Below are 23,098 nucleotides of genomic sequence, written 5' to 3' on the forward strand. Positions count from 1 at the left end.
GGCTTATCGGCCCATCAGCTTCAGCGGGATGCCGGAGGCAAGCGCCGAGACATAGCGTCGCTTCTGGTAGAAGCCGTTGAGCGAAATGCGTGGGAGATAGCCGGTCAGCTTCGCTGCCGGCCGCCCGGGTTGCGTGGTAACCGCGAGGGTAAAGCCGAGATTGCGAGCGATGCGCGCCTCGCGGGCGGTCGCAGCGTCCGGCGTGCCATAGGGATAGGCGATCGTCTCGGGACGGATACCGGTCACCGCTTCGAGGTAATCGGCCGAAGCCTGCATTTCTATTCGTGCTTCGGCTTCCGGCAGCCGGGCCAGCGCGCGGTGGCTGATCGTATGGGCGCCGAGCGTTGCGAGCGGATGTGCCGCCAGCCATTGCAATTCGCCGGGTCCCATCACCAGTTCGCGGACGATATCCGTCGGCTCGATGCCGTTTTCCCGCGCCAGCAGATCGATGGCGGCGACGGCGCCCGCCTCGTCGGAGCGATGGATATAAGCGGCGAAGCGGTCGAAGGCATGCCATTGCTGCTGCGGGCTGTCGAGCGTGAGCCGCTCCATGCCGCGGCCGAAATCGAAACGGATTTCCGTCACTTGGCGCAAGAGGATCGCCAGCGTCTCCCACCAGATGCTGTGGGAGCCCTCGGCAAAACCCTTGGCGACGAATACCGTGAACGGCGCTTGATGCCGCTCGAATACCGGCAGCGCATGCTCCAGATTGTTGCTGTATCCGTCGTCGAGCGTGAAGGCAGCAAACGGCGCTCCACCCTCGGGCTCCGCCAGCAGCGCCGGCACCTCGCCGAGCGGGACGAAACGATAACCCTCCCGCCGCAGCCGCCGCAGCGCCGCATCGAGAAAACGGGGGGTGATTTCGAGATGCGCATTCGGCTCGAAGGCCTCTGGCACGTGCGGGCGGACATGATGCAGCGTGAAGACGACGCCGCGCCCGCGCGCTTCCCGCATCAGCCCGGCCGAGGCGAGCAGCCAGGAAACCTCGAGCCCGGCGCCGATCGCTGCGCGTTTTGCCAGTCGCTTGAATTGTCCCGTCATGCGGCGCCCGTCCCTTGCCTTTGCTGGAAACTAGCAAGTGCGACTTAAGCCTTGCTGAATCCTTGTTCGGAACAGGTCTTTGATTTCCTGTTAACCAAGGCAATGAAAAGACTAGAAAAATGATAGGCGTTGCCTCAAAGTCGCGCCAAACTTGCGGCTTCTGTCACATTACGGCACAAATGCCGGTCTGACCGGGAGCCCGCATCAAGGGCTGCGCATCAGGGGCCAGCGTATGAGGGGCCAGCGTATGAGGGGCCAGCGTATGAGGGGCCAGGGTATGAGGGGAAAGTGCATGAGAAAGCTTTTGGCGGCTGTTTTGACCGTAACGCTTGCCGTTTCGGCGCCTCTTGCGGCCCTTGCCGGCAATGCTTCGCTGATCCTCGATGCCCGCACAGGCAAGGTTCTCGCCGCCGAAAACGCCGATACGCTGAACCATCCGGCCTCGCTGACGAAGATGATGACGCTCTATCTCACCTTTGAGGCGTTGAAACGCGGCAAGATCGCCTGGGACACCCCGATCAGGATTTCGAAATACGCCGCCGCACGGCCGCCGACCAAGCTTGGTGTCAAGGCGGGTGGCACGATCACCGTGCGCGAGGCGGTCTATGGCATGATCGTCAAATCCGCCAATGATGCCGCCTCCGCCATGGGCGAAAAGCTCGCCGGCTCGGAAAGCGGATTTGCCCGGGTGATGACGGCCAAAGCCCGCCAGCTCGGCATGAGCCGCACCGTCTTCGTCAACGCATCCGGCCTGCCGGACGGCCGCCAGGTTACGACGGCGCGTGACATGTCGACGCTCGCTGTCGCATTGATGAAGAATTATCCGAACGAATACCGGCTGTTTTCGACGGCAAGCTTCAATTTCCGCGGCCGAACCGTGCGCGGCCACAACAATCTCATGTACCGCTACCAGGGCATGGACGGCATCAAGACGGGGTATACCAACGCTTCCGGCTTCAACCTCGTCAGTGCCGTCAGGGACGGCAACCGCCGCGTGGTCGGCGTCGTGCTCGGCGGCCGCACCGCCCGCAGCCGCGACGACAAGATGGCTGGTTTGCTCGACCGTTATCTCGGCCGTGCCTCGTCTTCCGGCGGCGCAAAGCTGGTGGCGAGCGTCGGCGCGAAGGAAACTGTCGAAGTCGCGTCCGCCGCTGACGCGTCCGATGTTCCGGTGCCGCTCAACGCACCACGCCCGGCCGACGATCTCGGAGCCAAGAGCCTGGCCTATGCCGATGACGCCGTCGTGCCCCTGGATCGTCCCGTCGCGATGGACGAGATCCTGAACGCCGGCAAGACGCCAAAGACAACAGCAGAGAAGGCCAATGGCGACTGGCAGATCCAGATCTCGGCCGCCCCTAGCGCCGATGCGGCGCGCGCGCTTCTCGCCCAGGCGAAGTCGGAAGCCGGTGCGCCGCTCGTTTCTGCCTCGCCCTATACCGAGGCGGTCGGGCAGGGTGCCAACAAGATCTATCGCGCCCGCTTCGTCGGCTTCGCCAGCAAGGATGCCGCCGTCTCGGCCTGCGATGCGCTGAAGCAGCGCTCCTATGACTGCATGCTGCTGCCGGATCGCGGCTGATCGTCGCCCGGCACTCTGGGCAATCCCGTTCTGGACAATTGTTGGGAATCAGCGTCTCCTCCATAAACAAAAGGAGAACGTCCATGCTACGCCGTCTCGCCGATCAATTCGAAACCTCATCCGCGGCCTATGCCGCAGCCAATGGCATCGAGCGTGACCCCGACTGGTTTCTCTTGAAGCTGCAGGAAGAGGTGGGTGAGCTCACCCAGGCCTGGAACCGCCTGACCGGCCGCGGACGCCGCAGGGACCGGACGCCGGAAGAACTCGACCGCGATCTCGCCGACGAAACCGCCGACCTGCTCGGCCACATCCTGCTCTTTGCCCGCCGCAACGATATCGATCTTGCCGCCGCCATCGAGCGGAAGTGGCGGTTCCAGCCGGCGCTGACGTCGAAGAGCTGATGCATGTTGCCCCACGTTTACGTGCGGCCGTCAGTCTTCCCAAAGCTTAAGTCAGCCGACCTTATAGCGGTAGAATTTGCTGTCCACCGCCATCAGCGGGAAGGAGCGGGGCAGGGCGCTCTTGGCAATCTCGGTAAAGCCGTTCTTCTCGTAGAAGCGATGCGCGGCGACGAACTTGTCGGTCGTGCCGAGGAAGATATCGGTGAGGCCGGCATCCCTGGCATGGGCAAACAGCCGATCGAGAAGCCGCGCCGCCACGCCATGCTCGCGGCCGCGAACCTCGGCGGCGACGAACATCTTGCGCAGCGCCGCCTGGTTGTTGCCGATATCCTTGAGCCCGACCGTGCCGACGATGGCGCCATCCTTGACGGCGACCCAGAACTGCCCCTTGCCGGACTGATAGAAATCCGGGATGACCCTGAGATCCGGCTGCGCATCCACGGTGATATCGATGCCGAATTCTTCGCGCTGGATCGGCAGGATCACCGAAAGCACGGCATCGGCGTCATCGGCGGTGAAGGTTCTGATTTCGACGTCCGCCATGACGGGTCCTTTCGCCTCAGGTCTGCGTGCCGCCGACCGTCACCTGATCCATGCGCAGATGCGGCTGGCCGACGCCGACGGGAACCCACTGGCCGGCCTTGCCGCAATTGCCGATGCCGGTATCGAGCTTCATGTCATTGCCGATCATCGACACCCGCTTCATCGCATCCGGACCGTTGCCGATCAGCATCGCGCCCTTGATCGGCGCGCCGACCTTGCCGTTCTCGATCAGATAGGCCTCGGTGCAGCCGAAGACGAACTTGCCGGAGGTGATATCCACCTGGCCGCCGCCGAAGGAGACGGCATAAATGCCCTTCTTCACCGAGGCGATGATTTCCTCGGGCGTCTTGTCACCGCCGAGCATATAGGTGTTGGTCATGCGCGGCATCGGCACATGGGAATAGCCCTGGCGGCGGCCGTTGCCGGTGGGCGCCATGCCCATCAGCCGGGCATTCTGCCGATCCTGCATATAGCCGACGAGCTTGCCGTTTTCGATCAGCACGTTATAGGCAGACGGCGTGCCCTCGTCGTCGATGGTGATCGAGCCGCGGCGATTGTCGATCGTGCCGTCATCGACGACGGTGACGCCGGGAGCGGCGACCATCTGGCCGAGAAGGCCGGCAAAAGCCGACGTCTTCTTGCGGTTGAAATCGCCTTCCAGCCCGTGACCAACAGCCTCGTGCAGCATCACGCCCGGCCAGCCGGAGCCGAGCACCACGTCCATCGTGCCCGCCGGCGCATCGATCGCCTCGAGATTGACGAGCGCCTGGCGCAGAGCCTCGTCGGCGCCGTATTGCCAGCTGCCTTCGGCAATGAAATCGCCGAAGCCGATGCGCCCGCCGCTGCCATAGGAGCCGCTCTCCTGCCGATCGCCTTCGCCGACCATGACCGAGATGTTGATGCGCGTCATCGGTCTGATGTCGCGGACGCGGTGTCCGTCGGCACGCAGGATATCGACGACCTGCCAGCTTGCGGCGACCGAGGCCGTCACCTGCCGCACCTTGTCATCCTTGCCCCTGAGATAGGCGTCGATGTCCTGCAGGACCTTGACCTTCTCCTCGAAGCTCGGCTGCCCGATCGGGTTCTCGTCGCTGTAGAATTTCTTGTTGGTGCCCTGGGGCGCTGCCGCATAGGAGCCGGAATAGCCGCGCGTCACCGCGCCGACGGCATCGGCCGCCCGCTTCAACGCCGCCACCGAGAGATCGCCGGCATGGGCATAGCCGACCGCTTCGCCGGCAACGGCGCGCAGGCCGAAACCCTGTTCGGTGTTGAAGCTGCCGCCCTTCAGCCGGCCATTGTCGAAGGTCAGCGCTTCCGCCTGCGCATGCTCGATGAACAGTTCGCCATCATCGGCGCCGGACAGAGCCTCGGCCACGTGCTTGCGCATCGTGGCTTCATCGGCATCGAAAAGCGTCAGGAGATCGGTGGTCATGGTATGGCTCCAAGCATGCGTTCAGGAGTGCACTTACTCCCTAGATAGGGCTCCACATAATAAGGAGTGAAGCCCCGCCGTCGAATTATTCTTTTTTAAAGGGATGGGAGCGGCAAAACGCGCCCTCCGTCATCCTCGGCTTGTGTCGAGGATCTGCTGCATATCAGCCGGCTGCAGATGCTCGGGACAGGCCCGAGCATGACGGAGTATAGGTTGAGCTTCTGGAGCAAGGACGGCGATGGGCGACGGAATAGGAGCGTAGCTGCACTCTACGCTCGACGCCGTCGGAGCCCGCATCACGGCAGGGCGTCGAAGCCTTCGGCGAAGCCCTTGAGGTCGACGGGGATGCCGATGCCTTCTTCCGGCGTCTGGAAGACGATGAAGGTTGCCTGGGCGCCGCTGCGGAAGGTCTTGAGCAACTCGTCCTCGAGCACGACCTCGGCGTAGCAGCCATCGGCAAAGCAGCGGACGAAATAGGCGCGGCCGATATCCTTGCCGTCGACATTGAGCCCGAGGCCGTTCGGCAGCAGCACGCCGAGCGGCGCGAGCACGCGCAGGATCTTCGACTTGCGGTCGGCCGTCTTCAAGACGACGACGGAAAGCCCGACCTCAGGCCGATCCTCGGCGATGACGTTCTGCATCAGCGCGCATTGTTCGGTCGCAGCCCCGGCCGGCTTGTCGCAGACGACAGACCATGCGCCATGATTGGACTTTACCGTGCCGGGCGCCGGCGGCTGCGTCTGGCCGGGCGTCACCTGTTCGACATTCGGTTTGGCGGCGCTCGGCTGCTGCGGCGCCGGAGCAGGGGTCGGCGCCGGCGCGGCAGCGGGGGGCTTGGCCTGTGACGGCGTGGGTTGCTGCTGTGCGAAAACGGGCGTCGTCGCTGCGGCCGCGATGCTGGCAGTCAGGAGAAGCGACTGCGCGAGGGAACGGAAACCCATGGAAACCTCTGGATATCGAATCATTGCGGCTATTGTTGAAGCTGCCCACCAAAAATGAAAAGCCCCACCCCGTGAAAACCGGGGGACTGCGGCGGAAATTGGACCTTTGCGAAATAATGTGTCGCGCTCGGATTGGCCGGAAAGCCGATTTTTCATATGCTGATGAAAAACTTGGGATGTTTTGCCGTTCTGACCTGCCTATGCTTTGAGCAAAAATGCCGCATAGACAATTGCTCTGACCTGTTGCGGCAAATGCCAAACTGTGGTTTGAAGCGCTGAAGATGGCAAGGATTCTGCGTTCTATTTTGCAGGTCAAGCGCTCGAGGGAGATAATAAGGTGATGAAGAAGGCTTATGCAGCCCTGACCACGCTGGTCTGTCTGCTTTTTGCTTCCGGCACATATGCCGACCAGCCCATGCCGTGGCAGGCAACGCTGCAGCCGGCGGCAACGCCGATCATGCGGGAAATCCATTGGTTCGAACAGTATACCCTCTGGTTTATCGTTCCGATCACGCTTTTCGTTCTGGTCCTGCTCATCGTCGTCTGTTTCAAGTTCCGCGCCAGCGCGAACCCGGTTCCCTCGAAGACGAGCCACAACACGCTGATCGAGATTGCCTGGACCGTGGGGCCGGTCCTGGTGCTTCTTCTTCTCGCCATTCCTTCGTTCAACCTGCTGACGGCGCAGCTGACGCTGCCTGAAAACCCCGACGTCACGATCAAGGCGACCGCCACCCAGTGGCAGTGGAACTACGAATATGAAGGTTCGGGCGAAAGCCCGCTGGCTTTCGATTCCTACCTCCTGAAGGATCAGGACCGCGCAGCCGCCGGCAAGGAAGACAAGTCGATCTATCCCAGACTTCTCGCCGTCGATAACGAACTGGTCCTGCCGGTCAACAAGACGGTCCGCGTTCTCGTGACCTCTGCGCCGACCGACGTCATCCACGCTTTCGCCATGCCGTCCTTCGGCGTCAAGATCGATGCCGTGCCGGGCCGCCTGAACGAGACCTGGTTCAGGGCCGAGCGCGAAGGCCTGTTCTACGGCCAGTGTTCCGAGCTCTGCGGCAAGGACCATGCGTTCATGCCGATCGCCATCCGCGTCGTCTCCGAGGACAAGTACAAGCAGTGGCTGACCGCAGCCGCCAGCGACCTGCCCGGCGCCTACAAGACACTCATGGCTGCAACCGATGGTCCCGCAAAGACCGTCAACGTCGCCGAAGCACAGTAATTAAGGGGATCGGGACAATGGCTGGACCTTCCGCTCACGACGATCATTCTCATGATCACGCCCATCATGACCATGCGCATGACGATCACCATGATCACGCGCACAAGCCGAGCTTTGCCAATCGCTGGCTGTTCTCGACCAACCACAAGGACATCGGCACGCTCTATCTGATCTTCGCGATCATTGCCGGCATCATCGGCGGCGCGCTGTCGGTTGCCATGCGTATGGAGCTGCAGGAGCCGGGCATCCAGATCTTCCACGGCCTGGCCTCGATGGTCTACGGCTATGAGGGCGATGCCGCAATCGACGGCGCCAAGCAGATGTTCAACATGTTCACGACTGCGCACGCGCTGATCATGATCTTCTTCATGGTCATGCCGGCGATGATCGGCGGTTTTGCCAACTGGATGGTGCCGATCATGATCGGCGCGCCGGATATGGCTTTCCCGCGCCTGAACAACATCTCCTTCTGGCTGATCGTTCCGGCCTTCGCGCTGCTGCTGCTGTCGATGTTCGTCGAAGGCCCGGCAGGCGCTTATGGCACGGGTGGCGGCTGGACGATGTATCCGCCGCTGGCAACGAGCGGCACGCCGGGACCGGCGGTCGATCTTGCGATCTTCGCGCTCCACATTGCCGGCGCCTCGTCGATCCTTGGTGCGATCAACTTCATCACCACGATCCTCAACATGCGCGCTCCCGGCATGACGCTGCACAAGATGCCGCTGTTTGCCTGGTCCGTGCTCATCACAGCCTTCCTGCTGCTGCTGTCGCTGCCGGTTCTGGCAGGCGGCATCACCATGCTGCTCACCGACCGCAACTTCGGCACCTCCTTCTTCTCTCCGGAAGGCGGCGGCGACCCGATCCTTTACCAGCACCTGTTCTGGTTCTTCGGTCACCCCGAGGTCTACATCCTCATCCTGCCGGGCTTCGGCATGGTCAGCCACATCATCTCGACCTTCTCGAAGAAGCCGATCTTCGGCTATCTCGGCATGGCCTACGCCATGGTCGCGATCGGCGCCGTCGGCTTCGTCGTCTGGGCCCACCACATGTACACGGTCGGCCTGTCGCTCGACGCGCAGCGCTACTTCGTCTTCGCGACGATGGTCATCGCCGTTCCGACGGGCGTGAAGATCTTCTCCTGGATTGCGACGATGTGGGGCGGCTCGATCTCGTTCCGCACGCCGATGCTCTGGGCGATCGGCTTCATCTTCCTGTTCACGGTCGGCGGCGTCACCGGCGTCCAGCTTGCCAATGCCGGTCTCGACCGCTCGCTGCATGACACCTATTACGTCGTGGCCCACTTCCACTACGTTCTGTCGCTCGGCGCCGTCTTCGCGATCTTCGCCGGCTGGTACTACTGGTTCCCGAAGATGACCGGCTACATGTATAACGAGCTGGTCGGCAAGCTGCATTTCTGGATCATGTTCATCGGCGTCAACCTGGTGTTCTTCCCGCAGCACTTCCTTGGCCTCGCCGGCATGCCGCGCCGCTACATCGATTATCCGGATGCCTTTGCCGGCTGGAACTATGTTTCCTCGATCGGCTCCTACATCTCGGCCTTCGGTGTGCTGATCTTCCTCTATGGCGTCTTCGAAGCCTTCGCCAAGAAGCGCGTCGCCGGCGACAATCCGTGGGGTGAGGGTGCAACGACGCTCGAATGGCAGCTGCCTTCGCCGCCGCCCTATCACCAGTGGGAACAGCTTCCGCGCATCAAGTAATTTGCGCGGACATCAGGACGCCGCCTTCGATACGGCGTCCTGATGGTAAGACATTCAGGACGGAATGATGACGGTCATCGACAATCACGAGGTGCTTGCAAAGGACGGCGAATTGTCGGAAGCGAGTGCGCGCGATTATTTCGAATTGTTGAAGCCACGGGTCATGTCGCTCGTGGTCTTCACTGCCTTTGCCGGTCTCGTGCTGGCGCCGGGCCACATCCATCCTGTCCTCGGCCTGATCGCCATTCTCTGTATCGCCGTTGGGGCCGGCGCCTCCGGCGCGCTGAACATGTGGTATGACGCCGATATCGATGCGATCATGAGCCGCACCGCCAACCGCCCGATCCCGGCCGGCCGCATTGCGCCTTCCGAGGCTCTGGCCTTCGGCCTGGTGCTTTCGGGCTTCTCGGTGGTGATCCTCGGCCTGGCCGTCAACTGGCTCTCGGCCGGCATCCTCGCCTTCACCATCTTCTTCTATGCCGTCGTCTACACCATGTGGCTGAAGCGCTCGACGCCGCAGAACATCGTCATCGGCGGTGCCGCCGGCGCCTTCCCGCCGATGATCGGCTGGGCTTGCGTGACCAACAGCGTGACGATCGAGAGCACGGTTCTCTTCCTCATCATCTTCCTGTGGACACCGGCGCATTTCTGGGCGCTTGCCCTCTTCAAGATGCGCGACTACGAGGCCGTCGGCGTGCCGATGCTGCCGAACGTCGCCGGCGAACGGGTGACCAAGCATCAGATCGTCGCCTATGCGGTGCTGACCGCCGTCTGCGCGGTATTGCCGTCCTTCCTCGGTTTCGCGAGCCTGGGTTATGGCCTCGTCGCTGCCGCTCTCGGCGCGATCTTCATATACTGTTCCATCGCCGTCTGGCGCATGCCCGACGGCGATCTGAAGATGATCCCGGCGAAGAAGCTCTTCGGCTTCTCGATCTTCTATCTCTTCGCCGTGTTCTCCGCCTTGATGATCGACCGGCTGGCCTCGCTGCTGGTCTCGCATGCGGGAGGTTGGTTCTGATGGAATTGATCAAGCTCACGGAAGCGCAGCGCAAGTCGCGCCGCAACCGCAACGTCGCCCTCGGGCTGGTGCTCGCCGGCCTCGTTATTCTCTTCTACGCGATCACCATCGTGAAGATCGGCGGGGGGATGGCTGGATGAGCGAAAACGCCGGTACACCGAAGAAGCAGGGCCGCAACAACGGCGCCGTCGTGATGATGTGCCTGAGCTTCGTCTTCGGCATGGGGGCGATGAGCTATGCCGCCGTGCCGCTCTACCGCATCTTCTGCCAGGTGACCGGCTATAACGGCACGACGCAGCGCGTCGACCAGGTGTCGAGCGTCGTGCTTGATCGCACGATGCGCGTCACTTTCGACGCCAATGTCGCGCCCGGCCTGCAATGGGAATTCAAGCCGGTCGAGCGCGAGGTCAATCCGAAGATCGGCGAGACGATCCAGGTCAATTTCACCGCCGAGAATCGTTCGAACGAAACCCAGCGCGGCCAGGCGGTTTTCAACGTCACGCCGGGCGAAGCGGGTGTCTATTTCAACAAGGTGCAATGTTTCTGCTTTACGGAAACGGACCTGAAGCCGGGCGAGAAGCTCGACATGCCTGTCGTGTTCTACATCGATCCGGAAATCGTCAAGGCCGTGGAATCCAAGGATATCCACACGGTCACGCTGTCATATACGTTCTACCCGAAAGAGGGTCCGAAGCCGGTGGCTTCGAATGAGGGTGGAGCGGAGAAGATTGAAAAGAAACTTTGATCAAGGCTCGTTTCCGGCTATGCCGGGAACGGAGTGAAGGAAGACATCCGGGGATAGCTACATGGCCGATGCTCACCAGAAGAATCACGACTATCACATCATCGATCCGAGCCCGTGGCCGATTCTCGCCTCGCTCGGCGCCTTCATCATGGCGATCGGCGGCGTCTGCTACATGCGCTACCTGAACGGCGGTTCCTTCAAGGTTGCCGGCGCGGAACTCGCCAATCCCTGGCTCTTCTACGTCGGCTTCGCGCTGGTGCTCTACGTCATGTACGGCTGGTGGGCCGATACGGTGAAGGAAGCCCATGAGGGTTCCCATACCCGCGTCGTCTCGCTGCACCTGCGCTACGGCATGATCATGTTCATCGCTTCGGAAGTGATGTTCTTCGTCGCCTGGTTCTGGGCCTATTTCGACGCCAGCCTCTATCCGAACGAAGCGATCCAGGCCTCGCGCCTGCTCTATACCGGCGGCACCTGGCCGCCGAAGGGCATCGAGGTCCTCGATCCCTGGCACCTGCCGATCTACAACACCGTCATCCTGCTCCTGTCGGGCACGACGGTGACCTGGGCGCACCATGCGTTGCTGCACAACGACCGCAAGGGCCTGATCCAGGGCCTGACGCTGACGGTGCTGCTCGGCGTGTTGTTCTCCAGCGTCCAGGCCTATGAATATGCCCACGCGCCCTTCGCCTTCAAGAATTCGATCTACGGCGCGACCTTCTTCATGGCGACCGGCTTCCACGGTTTCCACGTCCTCGTCGGCACGATCTTCCTGGGTGTCTGCCTGATCCGTGCGCTGCGCGGCGACTTCACCCCGAAGCAGCATTTTGGCTTCGAGGCGGCAGCCTGGTACTGGCATTTCGTCGACGTCGTCTGGTTGTTCCTGTTCTTCTGCATCTACGTCTGGGGCGGCTGGGGCGCACCCCTCGCAGCCGGCTGACCGGAACCATAGTCAAGCAAAAGGCGGGCCTCGTGCCCGCCTTTTTTTGTTCACAAATCTCGCTCTCTACTCGGCGTCATCCTCGGCCTTGTGCCGAGGATCTGCTACATATCAACCGGGCGTAGATGCCCGGGACAAGCCCGAGCATGACGAAAGAGGAGTTGGCCGACTTCGTCCGCAGTCTAAGGCTGGCCCGTGCCCGCTTTTTTCGCCTCAGCGCGCTCCGGCGATCCGTTCGAAGGCCGATGGCCCGGGAATGCCGAGATCAAGCTGGTGGCGGATCGCCTCGGCACATTCGAGCGCCGTAAGCACTGACGTATCGACCTCCATGTCATAGATACCGGGACGATGAACCTCGTCCTGCCAGCGCTGCACCGGTTCGGGAACCGGTGTCTCCTCGCTGCCGCGCACGTAAAGGGTCTCGCGCCCTTCCTGTACGACCTCCCGCCGTTGCATGATCGTCTCGATCGGACAGCGCACGCCGACGAACAGCACGGAAAAGTCTTGCAGCCGCCGGGCGCAGTCGCCGAGAATGCCGAGCGGCTGCGAATAGCTGTCGTGATGACCGAGATCGGCCGCGACATTGAGTCCTAATCCGGCATGGATGGCGATCGATTCATAAAGCGCCGCATAGAGGAACGGCACCAGTTCCTCCAGCTCCCGCCGCTCGCCGCCGGGCCTGAGCCCAATACCGGGCAGGTAGCGCTTCGGTGTCATGGCATTGTAGCTGTCGACGCCGAGGTTGATCCAAGGTCCCTCGAATCCTTCCTGAATTGCGCGCGCAATACTGGATTTGCCGCTTCGCGGCGCGCCGTTCAGGATAATGATCTGTCCGCTATGGCTATCGTTGCTCATCAGTCTTCTTCTTTTGTTTGGCGCGAATCGCTGAGACGAAACCGCGCAGGCCTTTCCATTCGGGATGCGAATACTTTATGGGAGATGTAAGGCAGCATTGAAGAAGCCGCGACCGCGAATGCATCTGCGGGAAGGAATGCCATGAACGAGGACAGCGCCCATTTTCCCCCCGTCGATCCGGTGAAGACCGGCATCAAAGGCTGCTGCCCGCGTTGCGGCCAGGGCAAGCTGTTCGATGGCCTGCTCGGCTTAAAGCCGCGCTGCGCTTCTTGCGGCCTCGATTATTCCTTTGCCGATTCCGGTGACGGCCCCGCCGTCTTCGTCATCCTCATCGTCGGCTTCATCGTCATCGGCATGGTGTTGTGGCTGCAGGTGAATTACGGGCCGCCGATCTGGGTGCACATCCTGCTCTTTGCTCCGTTGACGATCGTCCTGTCGCTGCTGACGCTGCGCTGGTTCAAGGGCATCCTGATCGCCATGCAATACCGTCATAATGCCCGCGAAGGACGCCTGAGTGACTGAAATGGTGCATGTAACGCCGCGCCGGCGGCTGCCTGTCTTGACCGGTATCCTGGTGCTGATCGCCCTTGCCATCCTGATTTCGCTCGGCACCTGGCAGGTGGAGCGCCTGCACTGGAAGGAAGGCCTGCTCGCCGATATCGCTGCGCGGCAGGCAGCAAGCCCCGTGCCGCTTGCCGAGATCGAGGCGATGGCAGCTGCAGGCGGCGACATCGAATACCGCAAGGTCACCGCCACCGGCCGCTATATCAACAACAAGGAGCGGCACTTCTTCGCCACCTGGCGCGGTCAGACCGGCTATTACATCTATACCCCGCTGGAGCTCGCCGACGGGCGCATTCTCTTCGTCAATCGCGGCTTCGTTCCCTTTGACAACAAGGAGCCGGAAATGCGCATGCAGGGCCAACTGACGGATCAGCAGACCGTCACCGGCCTGGCGCGCGAAAAGCTTCCCGGCAAGCCCTCCTGGGTGGTGCCCGATAACGACGTCGCCAAGAACATCTTCTACTGGAAGGATCTCGACGTCATGGCCGAGAGCGTCGGGCTGGAGAAAGCGCGCGTCATTCCCTTCTTCGTCGACGCCGATTCCACCCCCAATCCGGCGGGCTTGCCGATCGGCGGCGTCACCCAGGTGGATCTGCCGAACGACCATCTGCAATATGCTTTCACCTGGTACGGGCTGGCCGCCGTGCTTATCGTCGTCGTGGCGATCTCCTGGTTCCGCAAGGGCGCCAAGACATCTCAGCAATAGTATCACTTCAATTCTCGACCATATTGGGCTAGAGGTCCCTAAATCTCTCAACCCGGAACTGACATGAATATTGCGGCGAAACCTCCTTTGACGATCAGGCTCTGCGGTCCGCGCGGCTTCTGCGCCGGCGTCGACCGCGCCATCCAGATCGTCGTGCTGGCGCTGAAATCCTATGGCGCGCCGGTCTATGTGCGCCACGAGATCGTCCACAATCGTTATGTCGTCGAGGGGCTGGAGGCCAAGGGCGCCGTCTTCGTCGAGGAGTTGGACGAAATCCCGGCCGAACATCGCGCCCAGCCGGTGGTCTTCTCCGCCCATGGCGTGCCGAAATCCGTGCCGGAGGATGCGGCAAGCCGTAACCTCTTCTATCTCGACGCCACCTGCCCGCTGGTCTCCAAGGTTCACAAGCAGGCGATGCGCCACAATCGCCTCGGCCGCCATGTCGTCCTCATCGGCCATGCCGGCCATCCCGAGGTGATCGGCACCATGGGGCAACTGCCGGAGGGTTCCGTTTCGTTGATCGAGACGATCGAAGATGCCGACGCCTACGTCCCTGTTGATCCCGATAATCTCGGCTATGTCACCCAGACAACGCTGTCGGTCGACGATACGGCCGGCGTCATCACCCGCCTGCACGAACGCTTCCCGAACCTGACGGCGCCGGCAGCGGACTCGATCTGTTATGCGACGACCAACCGCCAGGAAGTGGTCAAGCAGGCAGCCCCGGGCTGCGATCTCTTCATCATCGTCGGCGCGCCGAATTCATCCAATTCCAAGCGCCTCGTCGAAGTGGCGCTCAGGGCAGGGGCGAAGAAATCGATCCTCGTGCAGCGCGCCGCCGAGCTCGACTGGGACGAGATCGGCGCGATTTCGACGCTCGGCCTTTCCGCCGGCGCTTCCGCCCCCGAGGTCATCGTCAACGAGATCATCGAGGCTTTCCGCGCCCGCTTCGACGCTCGCGTCGAACTGGCCGAAACGGTGCAGGAAACCGAAAACTTCCTCGTCAACCGCGAACTGCGCAATATCGAGCTGACGGCGGCCGACATGGCTTTCGTCAACGGCTAGATCGGCCTTTCGGCCTAGCGTCCACTCCGGCAAATCCAATATCAACAAGGCATGAAGGGCGAGACCTCACTTGGCAGTCTATACCGATATCGCCGAAGACGATCTGAAGTGGTTCCTGACGGAATATGACGCAGGCACGTTGCTCTCCTACAAGGGCATCGCCGAAGGCGTCGAAAACTCCAACTTCCTGCTGCACACCTCCAAGGATCCGCTGATCCTGACGCTCTATGAAAAGCGCGTGGAAAAGAGCGATCTGCCTTTCTTCCTCGGCCTGATGCAGCATCTCGCCGCCCGCGGTCTGTCCTGCCCGCTGCCGCTGCCGCGCCGGGATGGCGCGCTGCTCGGCTCGCTCTCCGGCCGCCCGGCAGCACTCATCTCCTTCCTCGAAGGCATGTGGCTGAGAAAGCCGGAGGCCAGGCACTGCCGCGAAGTCGGCAAGGCACTGGCCGAGATGCATGTGGCCGGCGATGGTTTTGAGCTGAAGCGGGCGAATGCGCTGTCGATCGACGGCTGGCGGGGACTGTGGGAAAAATCCGAGCCGCGCGCCGGCGAGGTCGAGCCCGGCCTGCAGACCGAGATCCGCAGCGAACTCGACTTCCTCTCCACTGCCTGGCCGAGCGGCCTGCCGGCCGGCGTCATCCACGCCGACCTCTTCCCCGACAACGTCTTTTTCCTCGGCGACCAGCTCTCCGGCCTGATCGATTTCTATTTCGCCTGCAACGACCTGCTCGCCTATGACGTCTCGATCTGCCTGAATGCCTGGTGCTTCGAGAAGGACGGCGCCTACAACATTACCAAGGGCACGGCGATGCTCGAGGGTTACCAGAGCGTCCGGCCGTTGAGCGATGCGGAAATCGCTGCCCTGCCGGTGCTGTCGCGTGGGTCGGCGCTGCGGTTCTTCCTGACCCGGCTCTATGACTGGCTGACGACGCCGGAAGGCGCCATGGTCACCAAGAAGGACCCGCTCGAATATCTCCGCAAGCTGCGGTTCCACCGCCAGATCAAATCGCCCGCCGAATACGGATTGAGCCTATGAAACACGTCGATATCTTCACCGACGGCGCGTGCTCCGGCAATCCCGGCCCTGGCGGCTGGGGCGCGGTGCTGCGTTATGGCGATGTCGAAAAGGAGCTTTGCGGCGGCGAGGCGGATACGACCAACAATCGTATGGAACTGCTGGCGGCGATCTCGGCGCTATCGGCCTTGAAGAGCCCTTGCGAGGTCGATCTCTATACCGACAGCGCCTATGTCAAGGACGGCATCTCCAAGTGGATATTCGGCTGGAAGAAAAACGGCTGGAAGACCGCAGACAAGAAGCCGGTGAAGAATGCCGAGCTCTGGCAGGCGCTGGAGGCGGCCCGTGACCGCCACAAGGTGACGCTGCACTGGGTCAAGGGCCACGCCGGCCACCCGGAAAACGAACGCGCCGATGAACTTGCGCGCCGGGGCATGGAGCCGTTCAAGAAGGGCAAGGCGGTTTCGTTTTAAAGAAGGTGCACATGTCACTCAGCTTTAGGAGTCCGATCTATACCATTGCTATTTTCTGCCTTTTGATTGCGTTTGGCATGTATTGTGGTGCGAGCAGAGCTGTTGCGACCGAAAAACCGGTGCATAAACCCTTCGACGACCGGCCGATGTTGTGTGCCGCTTACTACGGCCATCTCGCTCAGGGATTCAAAGACAAGCGCGAGCCCAAGAAAGCGCAAGCGTATCAAGCCAAGTTTCGCATCTTATACGAGCGCGGCATCAAGAACATGATCGCTGGTGGGAGCACCAGAGATGAGGCACATACCATGACACAGAAATACGCAGATCTGCTTGGCGAACTGGCGCTCAAACAGGCTGCCGAGGTCCGTTCAATCGCTTCTATGTGTCAGCGCGAGTTTCCCGTCCCGACCATATGGAACTAGATGCGATTGAGTCCTGCAGCATGTTAGATCCGGGACGAGAGCCGACGACATAGCTTTCGAGAGGTGCACGTCGGCCAAATTAGTTCCGCGCCGAGCCGAAATTTTTGCAAGCTCCAGCAAAGCACCTCCCGCCAAAAATCTTGGTCGCCTTGAAAGCAGTCGAACTCGTAACCCGGTTCGGTAGCTTTCCAGCTCCTCAAGCCGCCTGCTGCTGCGGCGGCGCCGTCGCGGCGCCCTGGATCAGCCGGTGCAGATATTCGAGTTTTGCCACGACGGGTGAGGACAACACGAAGGGGTAGGAGTCCGGCTGCCCCATGCTGCGCTGGATGGCGTTGATCGCCAGGCTGAGCGGCACCCAGGCGCTGACCAGCTGTTCGGCGCTTCTTGCCCGGTAAGGGATGAAATCCACCTCGCCTGATATTTCCTCATGGCCGCGCGGATCGATGGCGATGCCGAAGGCACGCGCCGTTTCGAGCGTATCGACGATGTGGAGGTAATGCGCGAAGCATTCGGCGAAATCCTCCCAGGGGTGCGACGCCGCATAGGCGCTGATGAAATTGTCCGGCCATCCCAAGGGCGCACCGCCGGCATAATGGTTCTGGAGGGCTGTCGCATAGTCCTGCCGTTCGTCGCCGAAGACGGCGCGGAAATCGGCAAGGCCGCCCCGATCGCGCACCAGCTTGTTCCAGATGAAATGGCCGGCCTCGTGGCGGAAATGGCCAAGCAGCGTGCGATAGGGTTCGTTCATCGAGCTGCGCGCCTGTTCGCGCGTCGCATCGTCGGCCTCTGCGGCGCGGATGGTGATCAGGCCTTCCTCATGGCCGGTCATGGCCGGCACGATATAACCGTTGCTCTCTATCGAATCCTCGAGAAAATCGAAGACCAGGCCGCCTTGCGGGTCTTGCTCCCGATCGGGATGCGGCAGCTTCCAGCGCAGCAGCGAATAAAACAGATGACGTTGCGCCTGGCTGATGCGCCGCCAGCGATCGATTCCGTCCTGGGTATCGGTGTTCGGAACCAGCCGGTTATGGCGGCAGGCAACGCAGAATTCACTCTTGCCGTCACCGTCCACCAGCCAGTTGCAGATGTCGAGGCCGGCATTGGCGCAGAAGCGGACGTCGCGATCGGGATTGGAAACGAGCTGCCAGAGTGTCTCGTCGCGCGGCTCCAGCGCATGCATCGCCAGATCGCCGGGCAGGAAGCCGAGGCGATGGTTGCAGCGCACGCATCGCCGGTTGTCGAAGTGGACGACCTGATCGCAATTGTCGCAGGCAAAAAGTTTCATCGTATCTATCTCTGCAGAGCATGAGGGTGACGGATTAAAAATGCCTGCCGCGCGAGGGCGCAGCAGGCATGGTGATAAAGGATGAGCGTCTACTGCGCATTCCTTAAATCGGAAGCACAGCGTCCTTTGCGCGTCTTAGTGCTGTCGCTCAGAGCCGATCGACGGCGCCCTTGAGCTTGTCCTTGACCTTGCCGGTTGCGACTTGTCCCTTGCCCTTGGCTTCCTGGACGGCGCCCTTGGCTTGCATCTCGCGATCGTCCGTCGCCTTGCCGACGGCCTGCTTGGTCTTGCCGGCAATTTCGTTTGCCTTACCGGAAATCTTGTCGCTGGTGCTACCCATAAGTGATGTCTCCTTGGTCGGCATGGGCCTTTTGTCCATGCTTGCCGAAATGAAACGTCACTCTTGGCTATTCGTTCCCGCTGCCGTCAGGCCAGCCTTTCAGGCATGGCCGGCTTCGGCCGACAGCATCGCAGCGGTCACGCCCATGCCGGCGAGCGCCCGCTCGTATTTGTCGTCGAGGCTGCGGTCGAAGATCAGTTCCTCATTGGCCGGGCAGGTGAGCCAGCCATTGTTGACGACCTCGCTTTCGAGCTGGCCGGCCGACCAGGAGGAATAGCCGAGCAGCATCGTCGCCCGCGTCGGCCCATTGCCCTTGGAGATGGCGCGCACGATATCGAGCGTCGCTGTCAGGCAGATGTCGTCGCTGACGGGAATGCTGGAGTCGCTGGAATAATCGTCCGAATGCAGCACGAAACCACGGCCGCTTTCCACCGGGCCGCCGGTCTGGATCGGAAAGTCGCGCGCCCGCTTCGGCAGCACGATCGAATCTTCCTGCTTGATCATGTCGAGATGCAGCAGCACATCGGTGAAGGTGAGGCTCTGTGGCCGGTTGATGACGAAGCCCATGGCCCCGGCATCCGAATGCGCGCAGATGTAGATGACGGTGCGCGCAAAATTGCGGTCTTCCATGCCCGGCATGGCGATGAGGAACTGGCCATCGAAGAAGCCACGTTCCCGTCTGTTCTTCAGCGTCAATAAGGACATCGTTCCTCCTGCTGCTAGACCGCACCAAGGCCTCGACAAAAGAAACATGGGCCAATGTCACACATCAATCAACTGAAAATGAAGATTTATATCGCCGCGGCTTCTGGCGGCGAAACAGCACATTCGGTAAACCTTTGTTCCATGATGATTATTTCCTCAGGCCCGCGCAGGCTTTTAATCGCGGTTGTGTCGGTGGTCGCAGCCCTTGTGCCGTTTTATTCCGCCCATGCGGAAATGAGCGCCTGGGCGGACAACGAGGGCGGCCGCATGCGCCTCGTGGCGCTCGCGCCCGATGCCGGCGGCAAAATCCGCGCCGCCCTTCAGATCGAGCCGAAACCCGGCTGGATCACCTATTGGAAAGAGCCCGGCGGCAATGGCATTCCGCCCCAGATCACCATCGCGGCGGGCAGTGGCGTCACGCTCGATGCCATCGCCTATCCCGTTCCGAAGCATTTTTTCAACGGCACGGTCGAGGATATCGCCTATGACACGCCGGTGACGCTGCCGCTGTCACTGACGGCGGCCGGCAAAGGCCCGGTTACGATCGACGCTGCCGCCTTCATCGGTATCTGCAAGGATATCTGCATTCCCTTCCAGGCGAATTTTCAACTGAAGCTTGGCCCCGCCATCCAGTCGCACCCGCAAGAGGAGGCGATCCTTCAGGCCGCCGATGCGAAGCTGCCGAAGCCGCCGTCGCAGGATTTCGGCGTGACGGCGCATGCGATCTCGCCCGATAGGAAGACGCTGTCTTTGACACTCGCTCTGCCGGGCGGAGGGTTGGGCGAGGGCAAGGGCGCCCCGGATATCATCGTCACCGGCCCGAGCGGCCACGCCTTCACCAAGCAGATCGGCGGCAAGCGCGACGGCGCCACTTTCAAGGTCGACGTCGCTATCGGCAAACTGCCTGAGAATTACGACATATCCGGCAAGCGCTGGGGCGTACTGGTCATCGACGGCGAAAGGGCGATGGAGACCACTCTTGCCTTTCAATGACCGGGTCTTATAGTCGCCGCAGATCCCCTGCGGCGCCTGCCGCCAAGCAGAACCCCCAAAGCCGGAAACCCCCAAGCCAGAACCAAGGAGAAGACCATGACCATCGCGATCGGCGACAAGCTTCCTGCCGCCACCTTCAAGGAAAAGACGGCTGACGGCCCGGTTGAAATCACCACCGATCAGCTCTTCGCCGGCAAACGCGTCGTGCTCTTTGCCGTGCCGGGCGCCTTTACGCCCACCTGCTCGCTGAACCACCTGCCGGGTTATCTCGAAAACCGCGACACCATCCTTGGCAAGGGCGTCGACGATATCGCCGTTGTATCAGTCAACGACTGGCACGTGATGGGCGCCTGGGCGCAATCATCCGGCGGCATGGGCAAGATCCACTTCCTCGCCGATTGGGATGCCGGCTTCACCAAGGCCGTCGGCCTCGACGCCGACCTCTCCGCCGGCGGCCTCGGCCTGCGCTCCAAGCGCTATTCGATGCTGGTGGAAGACGGCGTGGTGAAGGCCCTCAACGTCGAGGAAAGCCCCGGCCAGGCAACGGTCTCGGGTGCTGCCGCGATGCTGGAACAGCTCTGAGCGTTCATCGCTGACGTTATGAAGGGGCGGCCGTTCGGTCGCCCCTTTTCAGTTGTGTCGGTGCTCAACGATGGGCCAGGTTATGCCAGGGCGTGCAAAACGGTCTTAGAACCGACCGGCGCGCAAAAATCGACATGCTTCCCTTCGCCTTTCCGAACTATCAATCGTCGAGAAACTCGCTCAGTGCAGCATTGAACGCCGATGCCGACTCCAGGTTGACGATATGCCGCCCAGGCAAGGACAGATGACGGCCCTGCCGCACACGAACGGCGATGCACTCCAAATCGGACGGCGGACAGACCGGGTCTTCTTCACCGGAGACGGCAAGCAAGGGGTTGGCGATCCGTGCGATGTCTACCTGCAAATCGGTGTTGGCCAGCGCCGCGCAGCAGCCGATATAGCCATCAACCGTTGTCGCGGTGAAACGGTCGAGAATGTCGCGCACCATGCCGGGTTGGCTGGCGTTGAACGCCGGGCTGAACCAGCGTTCTGCGGCGGCAGCGGTGAGCCCGCCAAGGCCGTATTCCCGCACGGCCGCCATGCGCGCGCCCCAGCTTTCGGCGGTGCCGATCTTGGCGGACGTCGCACACAAAAGAATTTTGTCCAGACGTTGTCCGGCATGAATGCCCAGCCACTGTCCGGTCAGGCCGCCGATCGACAGACCGCAGAAATGCGTCCGCTCTATCTCCAGCGCATCGAGCAGCGCAAGGACATCATTGCCGAGGTCTGACAGCGCATAGGGCGGCGGCGGTGCCGACGACAGGCCGTGGCCGCAGCGGTCATAACGCAGCACGCGGTAATGCTGGGACAATGCGGCCGCCTGCGCATCCCACATGTGCAGGTCGGTTCCGAGCGAATTGCAGAACATGAGCCACGGTTTGCCGGCCGCACTCCTGTCGCCGTCGATGCGATAGTGCAGGCGGTGGCTTGCGAGATCGAGATAGGGCATGGCTTGAGGACTCTCGGTTTTTGAAAATGGCTGGAGGCAATGTCCCGACGATCCGGCCGAACCCTCCTATCCCGATGACGAAGGTCGCCGCAGTCGCGACGCGAAGGCACCGACGGCCACATCGGGATGGCCGTCGGCGGAAGCATGACGCTGACCTGCGAGTGTGTTCTGTCCGCCCGCCGTCAACGTACCGACCCTCATGCTGCGGCGAGCAGAACGGCGTCGACGCGGCGGGCGTTGCTGATCGCGAAGACCAGCATGGCGAGCGCCGAGACGGCCGCGGGGATCGCGAAGATCAGGAAGTTCTGCTGCAGCGGCAGCTGTTGGGCCAGAAGCACACCGCCGAGGGTCGGACCGACAATGGCGCCGATACGGCCCACACCGGAAGCCCAGCCCAGCCCCGTCGACCGGACGGAGAGGTTATAGAGCTGCGCGACGCTCGCATAGAGCAGGATCTGCGTGCCGATGGTGGTGGCGCCGGCGATGAAGATCGTCAGGAACAGCAGCCCAGCCGGCAGGTTGAAACCAATCAGCGCGATCGACAGGGCGGCAGCCACGAAGAAGCCGACGACAACCTTCGGCAGGCCGAACCGGTCGCCCAGCCAACCGCCGGCGATGGCCCCGACCATGCCGCCAAAATTGAGCGAGAACAGGCTCACGAGGCTGGCTCTTTCGGCATAGCCGGCTTCCTGCAGCACTTTCGGCAGCCACGACGACAGCAGATAAACAAGCAGCAGGCAGCAGAAGAACGCCACCCAGAGCATCAGCGTGCGCAACGTGCGCTGGTGGCGGAACAGTTCGGCGACCGATGCGGACGCACCCTTGGTTTCAGTGAAGACCAGCATGTCGTCGTTGCCAAGGCGGGCAGACGGATCGATCTTCGCATAGATCCGTCTGGCTTTCTCCTGTTGCCCCTGGCGGATCAGAAAGCCAAGGGATTCGGGCAACTTCCAGAGCACCAGCGGCAGCATCAGCAACGGCAGGGCGGCGATGAAGAACATGGGCTTCCAGCCATATTGCGGGATCATGCCGATGCCGAGCCCGGCGGCAACCATGCCGCCGACCGAGTAGCCGGAGAACATCAGCGCGACGATGGTGCTGCGGAGGCGCTTGGGGGCATATTCGTTCATAAGCGCCACCGCGTTGGGCATCAGTCCGCCGCAGCCGAGACCGGCAATGAAGCGAAAGACTTTGAACTGGTCGGGCGAACTGGCGAAACCGGTCAGAAGGGTGGAAGCAGTGAACAGCACGAAGCTGATCGCAATGCCCTTCTTGCGCCCGATCCTGTCGGCCAGGGAGCCAAAAGCCAGGGCGCCGAACATCATCCCGAACAGCGCCCAGGCCTGCAGCGCGCCGGCCTGCGGTTTGGTCAGGCCCCATTCCGCAATCAGCGTCGGCAGCACGGTGCCGGCGACGAAGACGTCATAACCGTCGACGATCAGCAGCAGCGCGCAGAGCGCCACCACCGACCACTGAAACCTTCCGAATGGATTGTTGTCTATCGCTTCATTCACATCGATAGTGCGCATCATGGCTCCTCCCTGAGTTTCTACGCAGTCAGTAT

General features: G+C 61.9%; 26 protein-coding genes. 16 read left to right on the plus strand and 10 right to left on the minus strand.

The features are described 5' to 3' along the window. Positions 1-3: 3 nt before the first annotated feature. Positions 4-1,041 carry a polysaccharide deacetylase family protein gene (locus AB8B31_RS03345; protein WP_018245084.1) on the minus strand — a complete coding sequence of 346 codons (1,038 nt, stop codon included), beginning with the start codon at positions 1,039-1,041 and terminating at the stop codon, positions 4-6. 292 nt (positions 1,042-1,333) lie between these two features. Here AB8B31_RS03345 and AB8B31_RS03350 point away from each other — a divergent pair, with 292 nt between their 5' ends. Then, entirely contained in the window at positions 1,334-2,617 is a 1,284-nt protein-coding gene (locus tag AB8B31_RS03350; RefSeq protein ID WP_018449301.1) for a D-alanyl-D-alanine carboxypeptidase family protein, read from the plus strand. 83 nt (positions 2,618-2,700) lie between these two features. Next, a complete protein-coding gene (locus AB8B31_RS03355; protein WP_018245086.1) occupies positions 2,701-3,018 on the plus strand; it encodes a MazG nucleotide pyrophosphohydrolase domain-containing protein in 318 nt (105 codons plus the stop codon). Between the two features lie 51 nt (positions 3,019-3,069). On the opposite strand, the gene AB8B31_RS03360 is transcribed toward AB8B31_RS03355, so the two are convergent. The 3 genes from AB8B31_RS03360 to AB8B31_RS03370 form a co-directional block, all read right to left on the minus strand. Further along, positions 3,070-3,561 carry a GNAT family N-acetyltransferase gene (locus AB8B31_RS03360; RefSeq protein ID WP_018245087.1) on the minus strand — a complete coding sequence of 164 codons (492 nt, stop codon included), beginning with the start codon at positions 3,559-3,561 and terminating at the stop codon, positions 3,070-3,072. Between the two features lie 16 nt (positions 3,562-3,577). Next, positions 3,578-4,993: a metalloprotease TldD gene (tldD, locus tag AB8B31_RS03365; RefSeq protein WP_018245088.1), complete on the minus strand. Its 1,416-nt coding sequence runs from the start codon at positions 4,991-4,993 to the stop codon at positions 3,578-3,580. 296 nt (positions 4,994-5,289) lie between these two features. Further along, positions 5,290-5,958 carry an invasion associated locus B family protein gene (locus AB8B31_RS03370; RefSeq protein WP_018245089.1) on the minus strand — a complete coding sequence of 223 codons (669 nt, stop codon included), beginning with the start codon at positions 5,956-5,958 and terminating at the stop codon, positions 5,290-5,292. Between the two features lie 316 nt (positions 5,959-6,274). On the opposite strand from AB8B31_RS03370, the gene coxB reads away from it, so the two are divergent. The 6 genes from coxB (at position 6,275) to AB8B31_RS03400 (ending at position 11,580) form a co-directional block, all read left to right on the plus strand. Further along, entirely contained in the window at positions 6,275-7,159 is an 885-nt protein-coding gene (coxB, locus tag AB8B31_RS03375; RefSeq protein ID WP_018449294.1) for a cytochrome c oxidase subunit II, read from the plus strand. Between the two features lie 17 nt (positions 7,160-7,176). Continuing rightward, positions 7,177-8,877, plus strand: coding sequence for a cytochrome c oxidase subunit I (gene ctaD / locus AB8B31_RS03380; RefSeq protein ID WP_018245091.1), 1,701 nt, complete (start codon positions 7,177-7,179; stop codon positions 8,875-8,877). A gap of 67 nt (positions 8,878-8,944) precedes the next feature. Further along, positions 8,945-9,895 carry a heme o synthase gene (locus AB8B31_RS03385; protein WP_018449292.1) on the plus strand — a complete coding sequence of 317 codons (951 nt, stop codon included), beginning with the start codon at positions 8,945-8,947 and terminating at the stop codon, positions 9,893-9,895. Further along, a complete protein-coding gene (locus tag AB8B31_RS03390; protein WP_018245093.1) occupies positions 9,895-10,035 on the plus strand; it encodes a hypothetical protein in 141 nt (46 codons plus the stop codon). Before AB8B31_RS03385 ends, AB8B31_RS03390 begins: the two co-directional genes overlap by 1 nt. Then, positions 10,032-10,640, plus strand: coding sequence for a cytochrome c oxidase assembly protein (locus tag AB8B31_RS03395; protein WP_018245094.1), 609 nt, complete (start codon positions 10,032-10,034; stop codon positions 10,638-10,640). The genes AB8B31_RS03390 and AB8B31_RS03395 overlap by 4 nt, the downstream gene beginning before the upstream one ends. Positions 10,641-10,701: 61 nt before the next feature. Beyond that, on the plus strand, positions 10,702-11,580 hold the full coding sequence (locus AB8B31_RS03400) for a cytochrome c oxidase subunit 3 (protein WP_439007351.1): 879 nt from the start codon (positions 10,702-10,704) through the stop codon (positions 11,578-11,580). A gap of 213 nt (positions 11,581-11,793) precedes the next feature. On the opposite strand, the gene AB8B31_RS03405 is transcribed toward AB8B31_RS03400, so the two are convergent. Then, positions 11,794-12,435, minus strand: a complete 642-nt coding sequence (locus AB8B31_RS03405; RefSeq protein WP_018245096.1) for a chloramphenicol phosphotransferase CPT family protein — start codon at positions 12,433-12,435, stop codon at positions 11,794-11,796. Positions 12,436-12,576: 141 nt separating this feature from the next. Between AB8B31_RS03405 and AB8B31_RS03410 the strand changes: the two genes are divergently transcribed. The 6 genes from AB8B31_RS03410 (at position 12,577) to AB8B31_RS03435 (ending at position 16,680) form a co-directional block, all read left to right on the plus strand. Then, the gene (locus tag AB8B31_RS03410) at positions 12,577-12,957 is read left to right on the plus strand and encodes a DUF983 domain-containing protein (protein ID WP_018245097.1); all 381 of its coding nucleotides are present in this window, start codon (positions 12,577-12,579) and stop codon (positions 12,955-12,957) included. Position 12,958: 1 nt separating this feature from the next. Continuing rightward, complete coding sequence (locus tag AB8B31_RS03415) at positions 12,959-13,705, plus strand: SURF1 family protein (protein WP_204339580.1); 747 nt, start codon at positions 12,959-12,961, stop codon at positions 13,703-13,705. A gap of 63 nt (positions 13,706-13,768) precedes the next feature. Further along, on the plus strand, positions 13,769-14,770 hold the full coding sequence (ispH, locus tag AB8B31_RS03420; protein ID WP_011650764.1) for a 4-hydroxy-3-methylbut-2-enyl diphosphate reductase: 1,002 nt from the start codon (positions 13,769-13,771) through the stop codon (positions 14,768-14,770). Positions 14,771-14,840: 70 nt separating this feature from the next. Continuing rightward, the gene (locus AB8B31_RS03425; RefSeq protein WP_018245099.1) at positions 14,841-15,806 is read left to right on the plus strand and encodes a homoserine kinase; all 966 of its coding nucleotides are present in this window, start codon (positions 14,841-14,843) and stop codon (positions 15,804-15,806) included. Then, on the plus strand, positions 15,803-16,258 hold the full coding sequence (gene rnhA / locus AB8B31_RS03430; RefSeq protein WP_003545999.1) for a ribonuclease HI: 456 nt from the start codon (positions 15,803-15,805) through the stop codon (positions 16,256-16,258). Before AB8B31_RS03425 ends, rnhA begins: the two co-directional genes overlap by 4 nt. 11 nt (positions 16,259-16,269) lie before the next feature. Next, positions 16,270-16,680, plus strand: coding sequence for a hypothetical protein (locus AB8B31_RS03435; protein ID WP_018245100.1), 411 nt, complete (start codon positions 16,270-16,272; stop codon positions 16,678-16,680). A gap of 196 nt (positions 16,681-16,876) precedes the next feature. Here the strand turns inward: AB8B31_RS03435 and AB8B31_RS03440 are convergent, their stop codons facing one another. From AB8B31_RS03440 to AB8B31_RS03450, 3 genes are all read right to left on the minus strand, one after another. Beyond that, complete coding sequence (locus tag AB8B31_RS03440) at positions 16,877-17,965, minus strand: zinc-binding metallopeptidase family protein (protein ID WP_018245101.1); 1,089 nt, start codon at positions 17,963-17,965, stop codon at positions 16,877-16,879. A gap of 148 nt (positions 17,966-18,113) precedes the next feature. Next, positions 18,114-18,305 carry a CsbD family protein gene (locus AB8B31_RS03445; protein WP_003546001.1) on the minus strand — a complete coding sequence of 64 codons (192 nt, stop codon included), beginning with the start codon at positions 18,303-18,305 and terminating at the stop codon, positions 18,114-18,116. A 99-nt stretch (positions 18,306-18,404) separates the two neighbouring features. Then, positions 18,405-19,010 carry a YqgE/AlgH family protein gene (locus AB8B31_RS03450; protein WP_018245102.1) on the minus strand — a complete coding sequence of 202 codons (606 nt, stop codon included), beginning with the start codon at positions 19,008-19,010 and terminating at the stop codon, positions 18,405-18,407. Positions 19,011-19,151: 141 nt separating this feature from the next. Between AB8B31_RS03450 and AB8B31_RS03455 the strand changes: the two genes are divergently transcribed. Further along, a complete protein-coding gene (locus AB8B31_RS03455) occupies positions 19,152-20,003 on the plus strand; it encodes a protein-disulfide reductase DsbD domain-containing protein (protein ID WP_026188643.1) in 852 nt (283 codons plus the stop codon). A gap of 96 nt (positions 20,004-20,099) precedes the next feature. Continuing rightward, positions 20,100-20,585, plus strand: a complete 486-nt coding sequence (locus AB8B31_RS03460) for a peroxiredoxin (RefSeq protein ID WP_003557102.1) — start codon at positions 20,100-20,102, stop codon at positions 20,583-20,585. A gap of 160 nt (positions 20,586-20,745) precedes the next feature. On the opposite strand, the gene pcaD is transcribed toward AB8B31_RS03460, so the two are convergent. Together pcaD and AB8B31_RS03470 are read right to left on the minus strand one after the other, a co-directional pair. After that, entirely contained in the window at positions 20,746-21,534 is a 789-nt protein-coding gene (pcaD, locus tag AB8B31_RS03465; RefSeq protein ID WP_018245104.1) for a 3-oxoadipate enol-lactonase, read from the minus strand. A gap of 197 nt (positions 21,535-21,731) precedes the next feature. Continuing rightward, positions 21,732-23,066, minus strand: a complete 1,335-nt coding sequence (locus AB8B31_RS03470) for an MFS transporter (RefSeq protein WP_018245105.1) — start codon at positions 23,064-23,066, stop codon at positions 21,732-21,734. Between the last annotated feature and the right edge of the window lie 32 nt (positions 23,067-23,098).

This window comes from Rhizobium sp. 62_C5_N11_2 (assembly GCF_051811185.1).
In the GTDB taxonomy this organism is placed as follows: domain Bacteria; phylum Pseudomonadota; class Alphaproteobacteria; order Rhizobiales; family Rhizobiaceae; genus Rhizobium; species Rhizobium leguminosarum.

Coding starts and splice junctions, on each gene's coding strand:
- AB8B31_RS03345 (WP_018245084.1), bottom strand. CDS start 1,041: ATGACGGGACAATTCAAGCGACTGGCAAAACGCGCAGCGATCGGCGCC.
- AB8B31_RS03350 (WP_018449301.1), top strand. CDS start 1,334: ATGAGAAAGCTTTTGGCGGCTGTTTTGACCGTAACGCTTGCCGTTTCG.
- AB8B31_RS03355 (WP_018245086.1), top strand. CDS start 2,701: ATGCTACGCCGTCTCGCCGATCAATTCGAAACCTCATCCGCGGCCTAT.
- AB8B31_RS03360 (WP_018245087.1), bottom strand. CDS start 3,561: ATGGCGGACGTCGAAATCAGAACCTTCACCGCCGATGACGCCGATGCC.
- tldD (WP_018245088.1), bottom strand. CDS start 4,993: ATGACCACCGATCTCCTGACGCTTTTCGATGCCGATGAAGCCACGATG.
- AB8B31_RS03370 (WP_018245089.1), bottom strand. CDS start 5,958: ATGATTCGATATCCAGAGGTTTCCATGGGTTTCCGTTCCCTCGCGCAG.
- coxB (WP_018449294.1), top strand. CDS start 6,275: ATGAAGAAGGCTTATGCAGCCCTGACCACGCTGGTCTGTCTGCTTTTT.
- ctaD (WP_018245091.1), top strand. CDS start 7,177: ATGGCTGGACCTTCCGCTCACGACGATCATTCTCATGATCACGCCCAT.
- AB8B31_RS03385 (WP_018449292.1), top strand. CDS start 8,945: ATGACGGTCATCGACAATCACGAGGTGCTTGCAAAGGACGGCGAATTG.
- AB8B31_RS03390 (WP_018245093.1), top strand. CDS start 9,895: ATGGAATTGATCAAGCTCACGGAAGCGCAGCGCAAGTCGCGCCGCAAC.
- AB8B31_RS03395 (WP_018245094.1), top strand. CDS start 10,032: ATGAGCGAAAACGCCGGTACACCGAAGAAGCAGGGCCGCAACAACGGC.
- AB8B31_RS03400 (WP_439007351.1), top strand. CDS start 10,702: ATGGCCGATGCTCACCAGAAGAATCACGACTATCACATCATCGATCCG.
- AB8B31_RS03405 (WP_018245096.1), bottom strand. CDS start 12,435: ATGAGCAACGATAGCCATAGCGGACAGATCATTATCCTGAACGGCGCG.
- AB8B31_RS03410 (WP_018245097.1), top strand. CDS start 12,577: ATGAACGAGGACAGCGCCCATTTTCCCCCCGTCGATCCGGTGAAGACC.
- AB8B31_RS03415 (WP_204339580.1), top strand. CDS start 12,959: ATGGTGCATGTAACGCCGCGCCGGCGGCTGCCTGTCTTGACCGGTATC.
- ispH (WP_011650764.1), top strand. CDS start 13,769: ATGAATATTGCGGCGAAACCTCCTTTGACGATCAGGCTCTGCGGTCCG.
- rnhA (WP_003545999.1), top strand. CDS start 15,803: ATGAAACACGTCGATATCTTCACCGACGGCGCGTGCTCCGGCAATCCC.
- AB8B31_RS03435 (WP_018245100.1), top strand. CDS start 16,270: ATGTCACTCAGCTTTAGGAGTCCGATCTATACCATTGCTATTTTCTGC.
- AB8B31_RS03440 (WP_018245101.1), bottom strand. CDS start 17,965: ATGAAACTTTTTGCCTGCGACAATTGCGATCAGGTCGTCCACTTCGAC.
- AB8B31_RS03445 (WP_003546001.1), bottom strand. CDS start 18,305: ATGGGTAGCACCAGCGACAAGATTTCCGGTAAGGCAAACGAAATTGCC.
- AB8B31_RS03450 (WP_018245102.1), bottom strand. CDS start 19,010: ATGTCCTTATTGACGCTGAAGAACAGACGGGAACGTGGCTTCTTCGAT.
- AB8B31_RS03455 (WP_026188643.1), top strand. CDS start 19,152: ATGATGATTATTTCCTCAGGCCCGCGCAGGCTTTTAATCGCGGTTGTG.
- AB8B31_RS03460 (WP_003557102.1), top strand. CDS start 20,100: ATGACCATCGCGATCGGCGACAAGCTTCCTGCCGCCACCTTCAAGGAA.
- pcaD (WP_018245104.1), bottom strand. CDS start 21,534: ATGCCCTATCTCGATCTCGCAAGCCACCGCCTGCACTATCGCATCGAC.
- AB8B31_RS03470 (WP_018245105.1), bottom strand. CDS start 23,066: ATGATGCGCACTATCGATGTGAATGAAGCGATAGACAACAATCCATTC.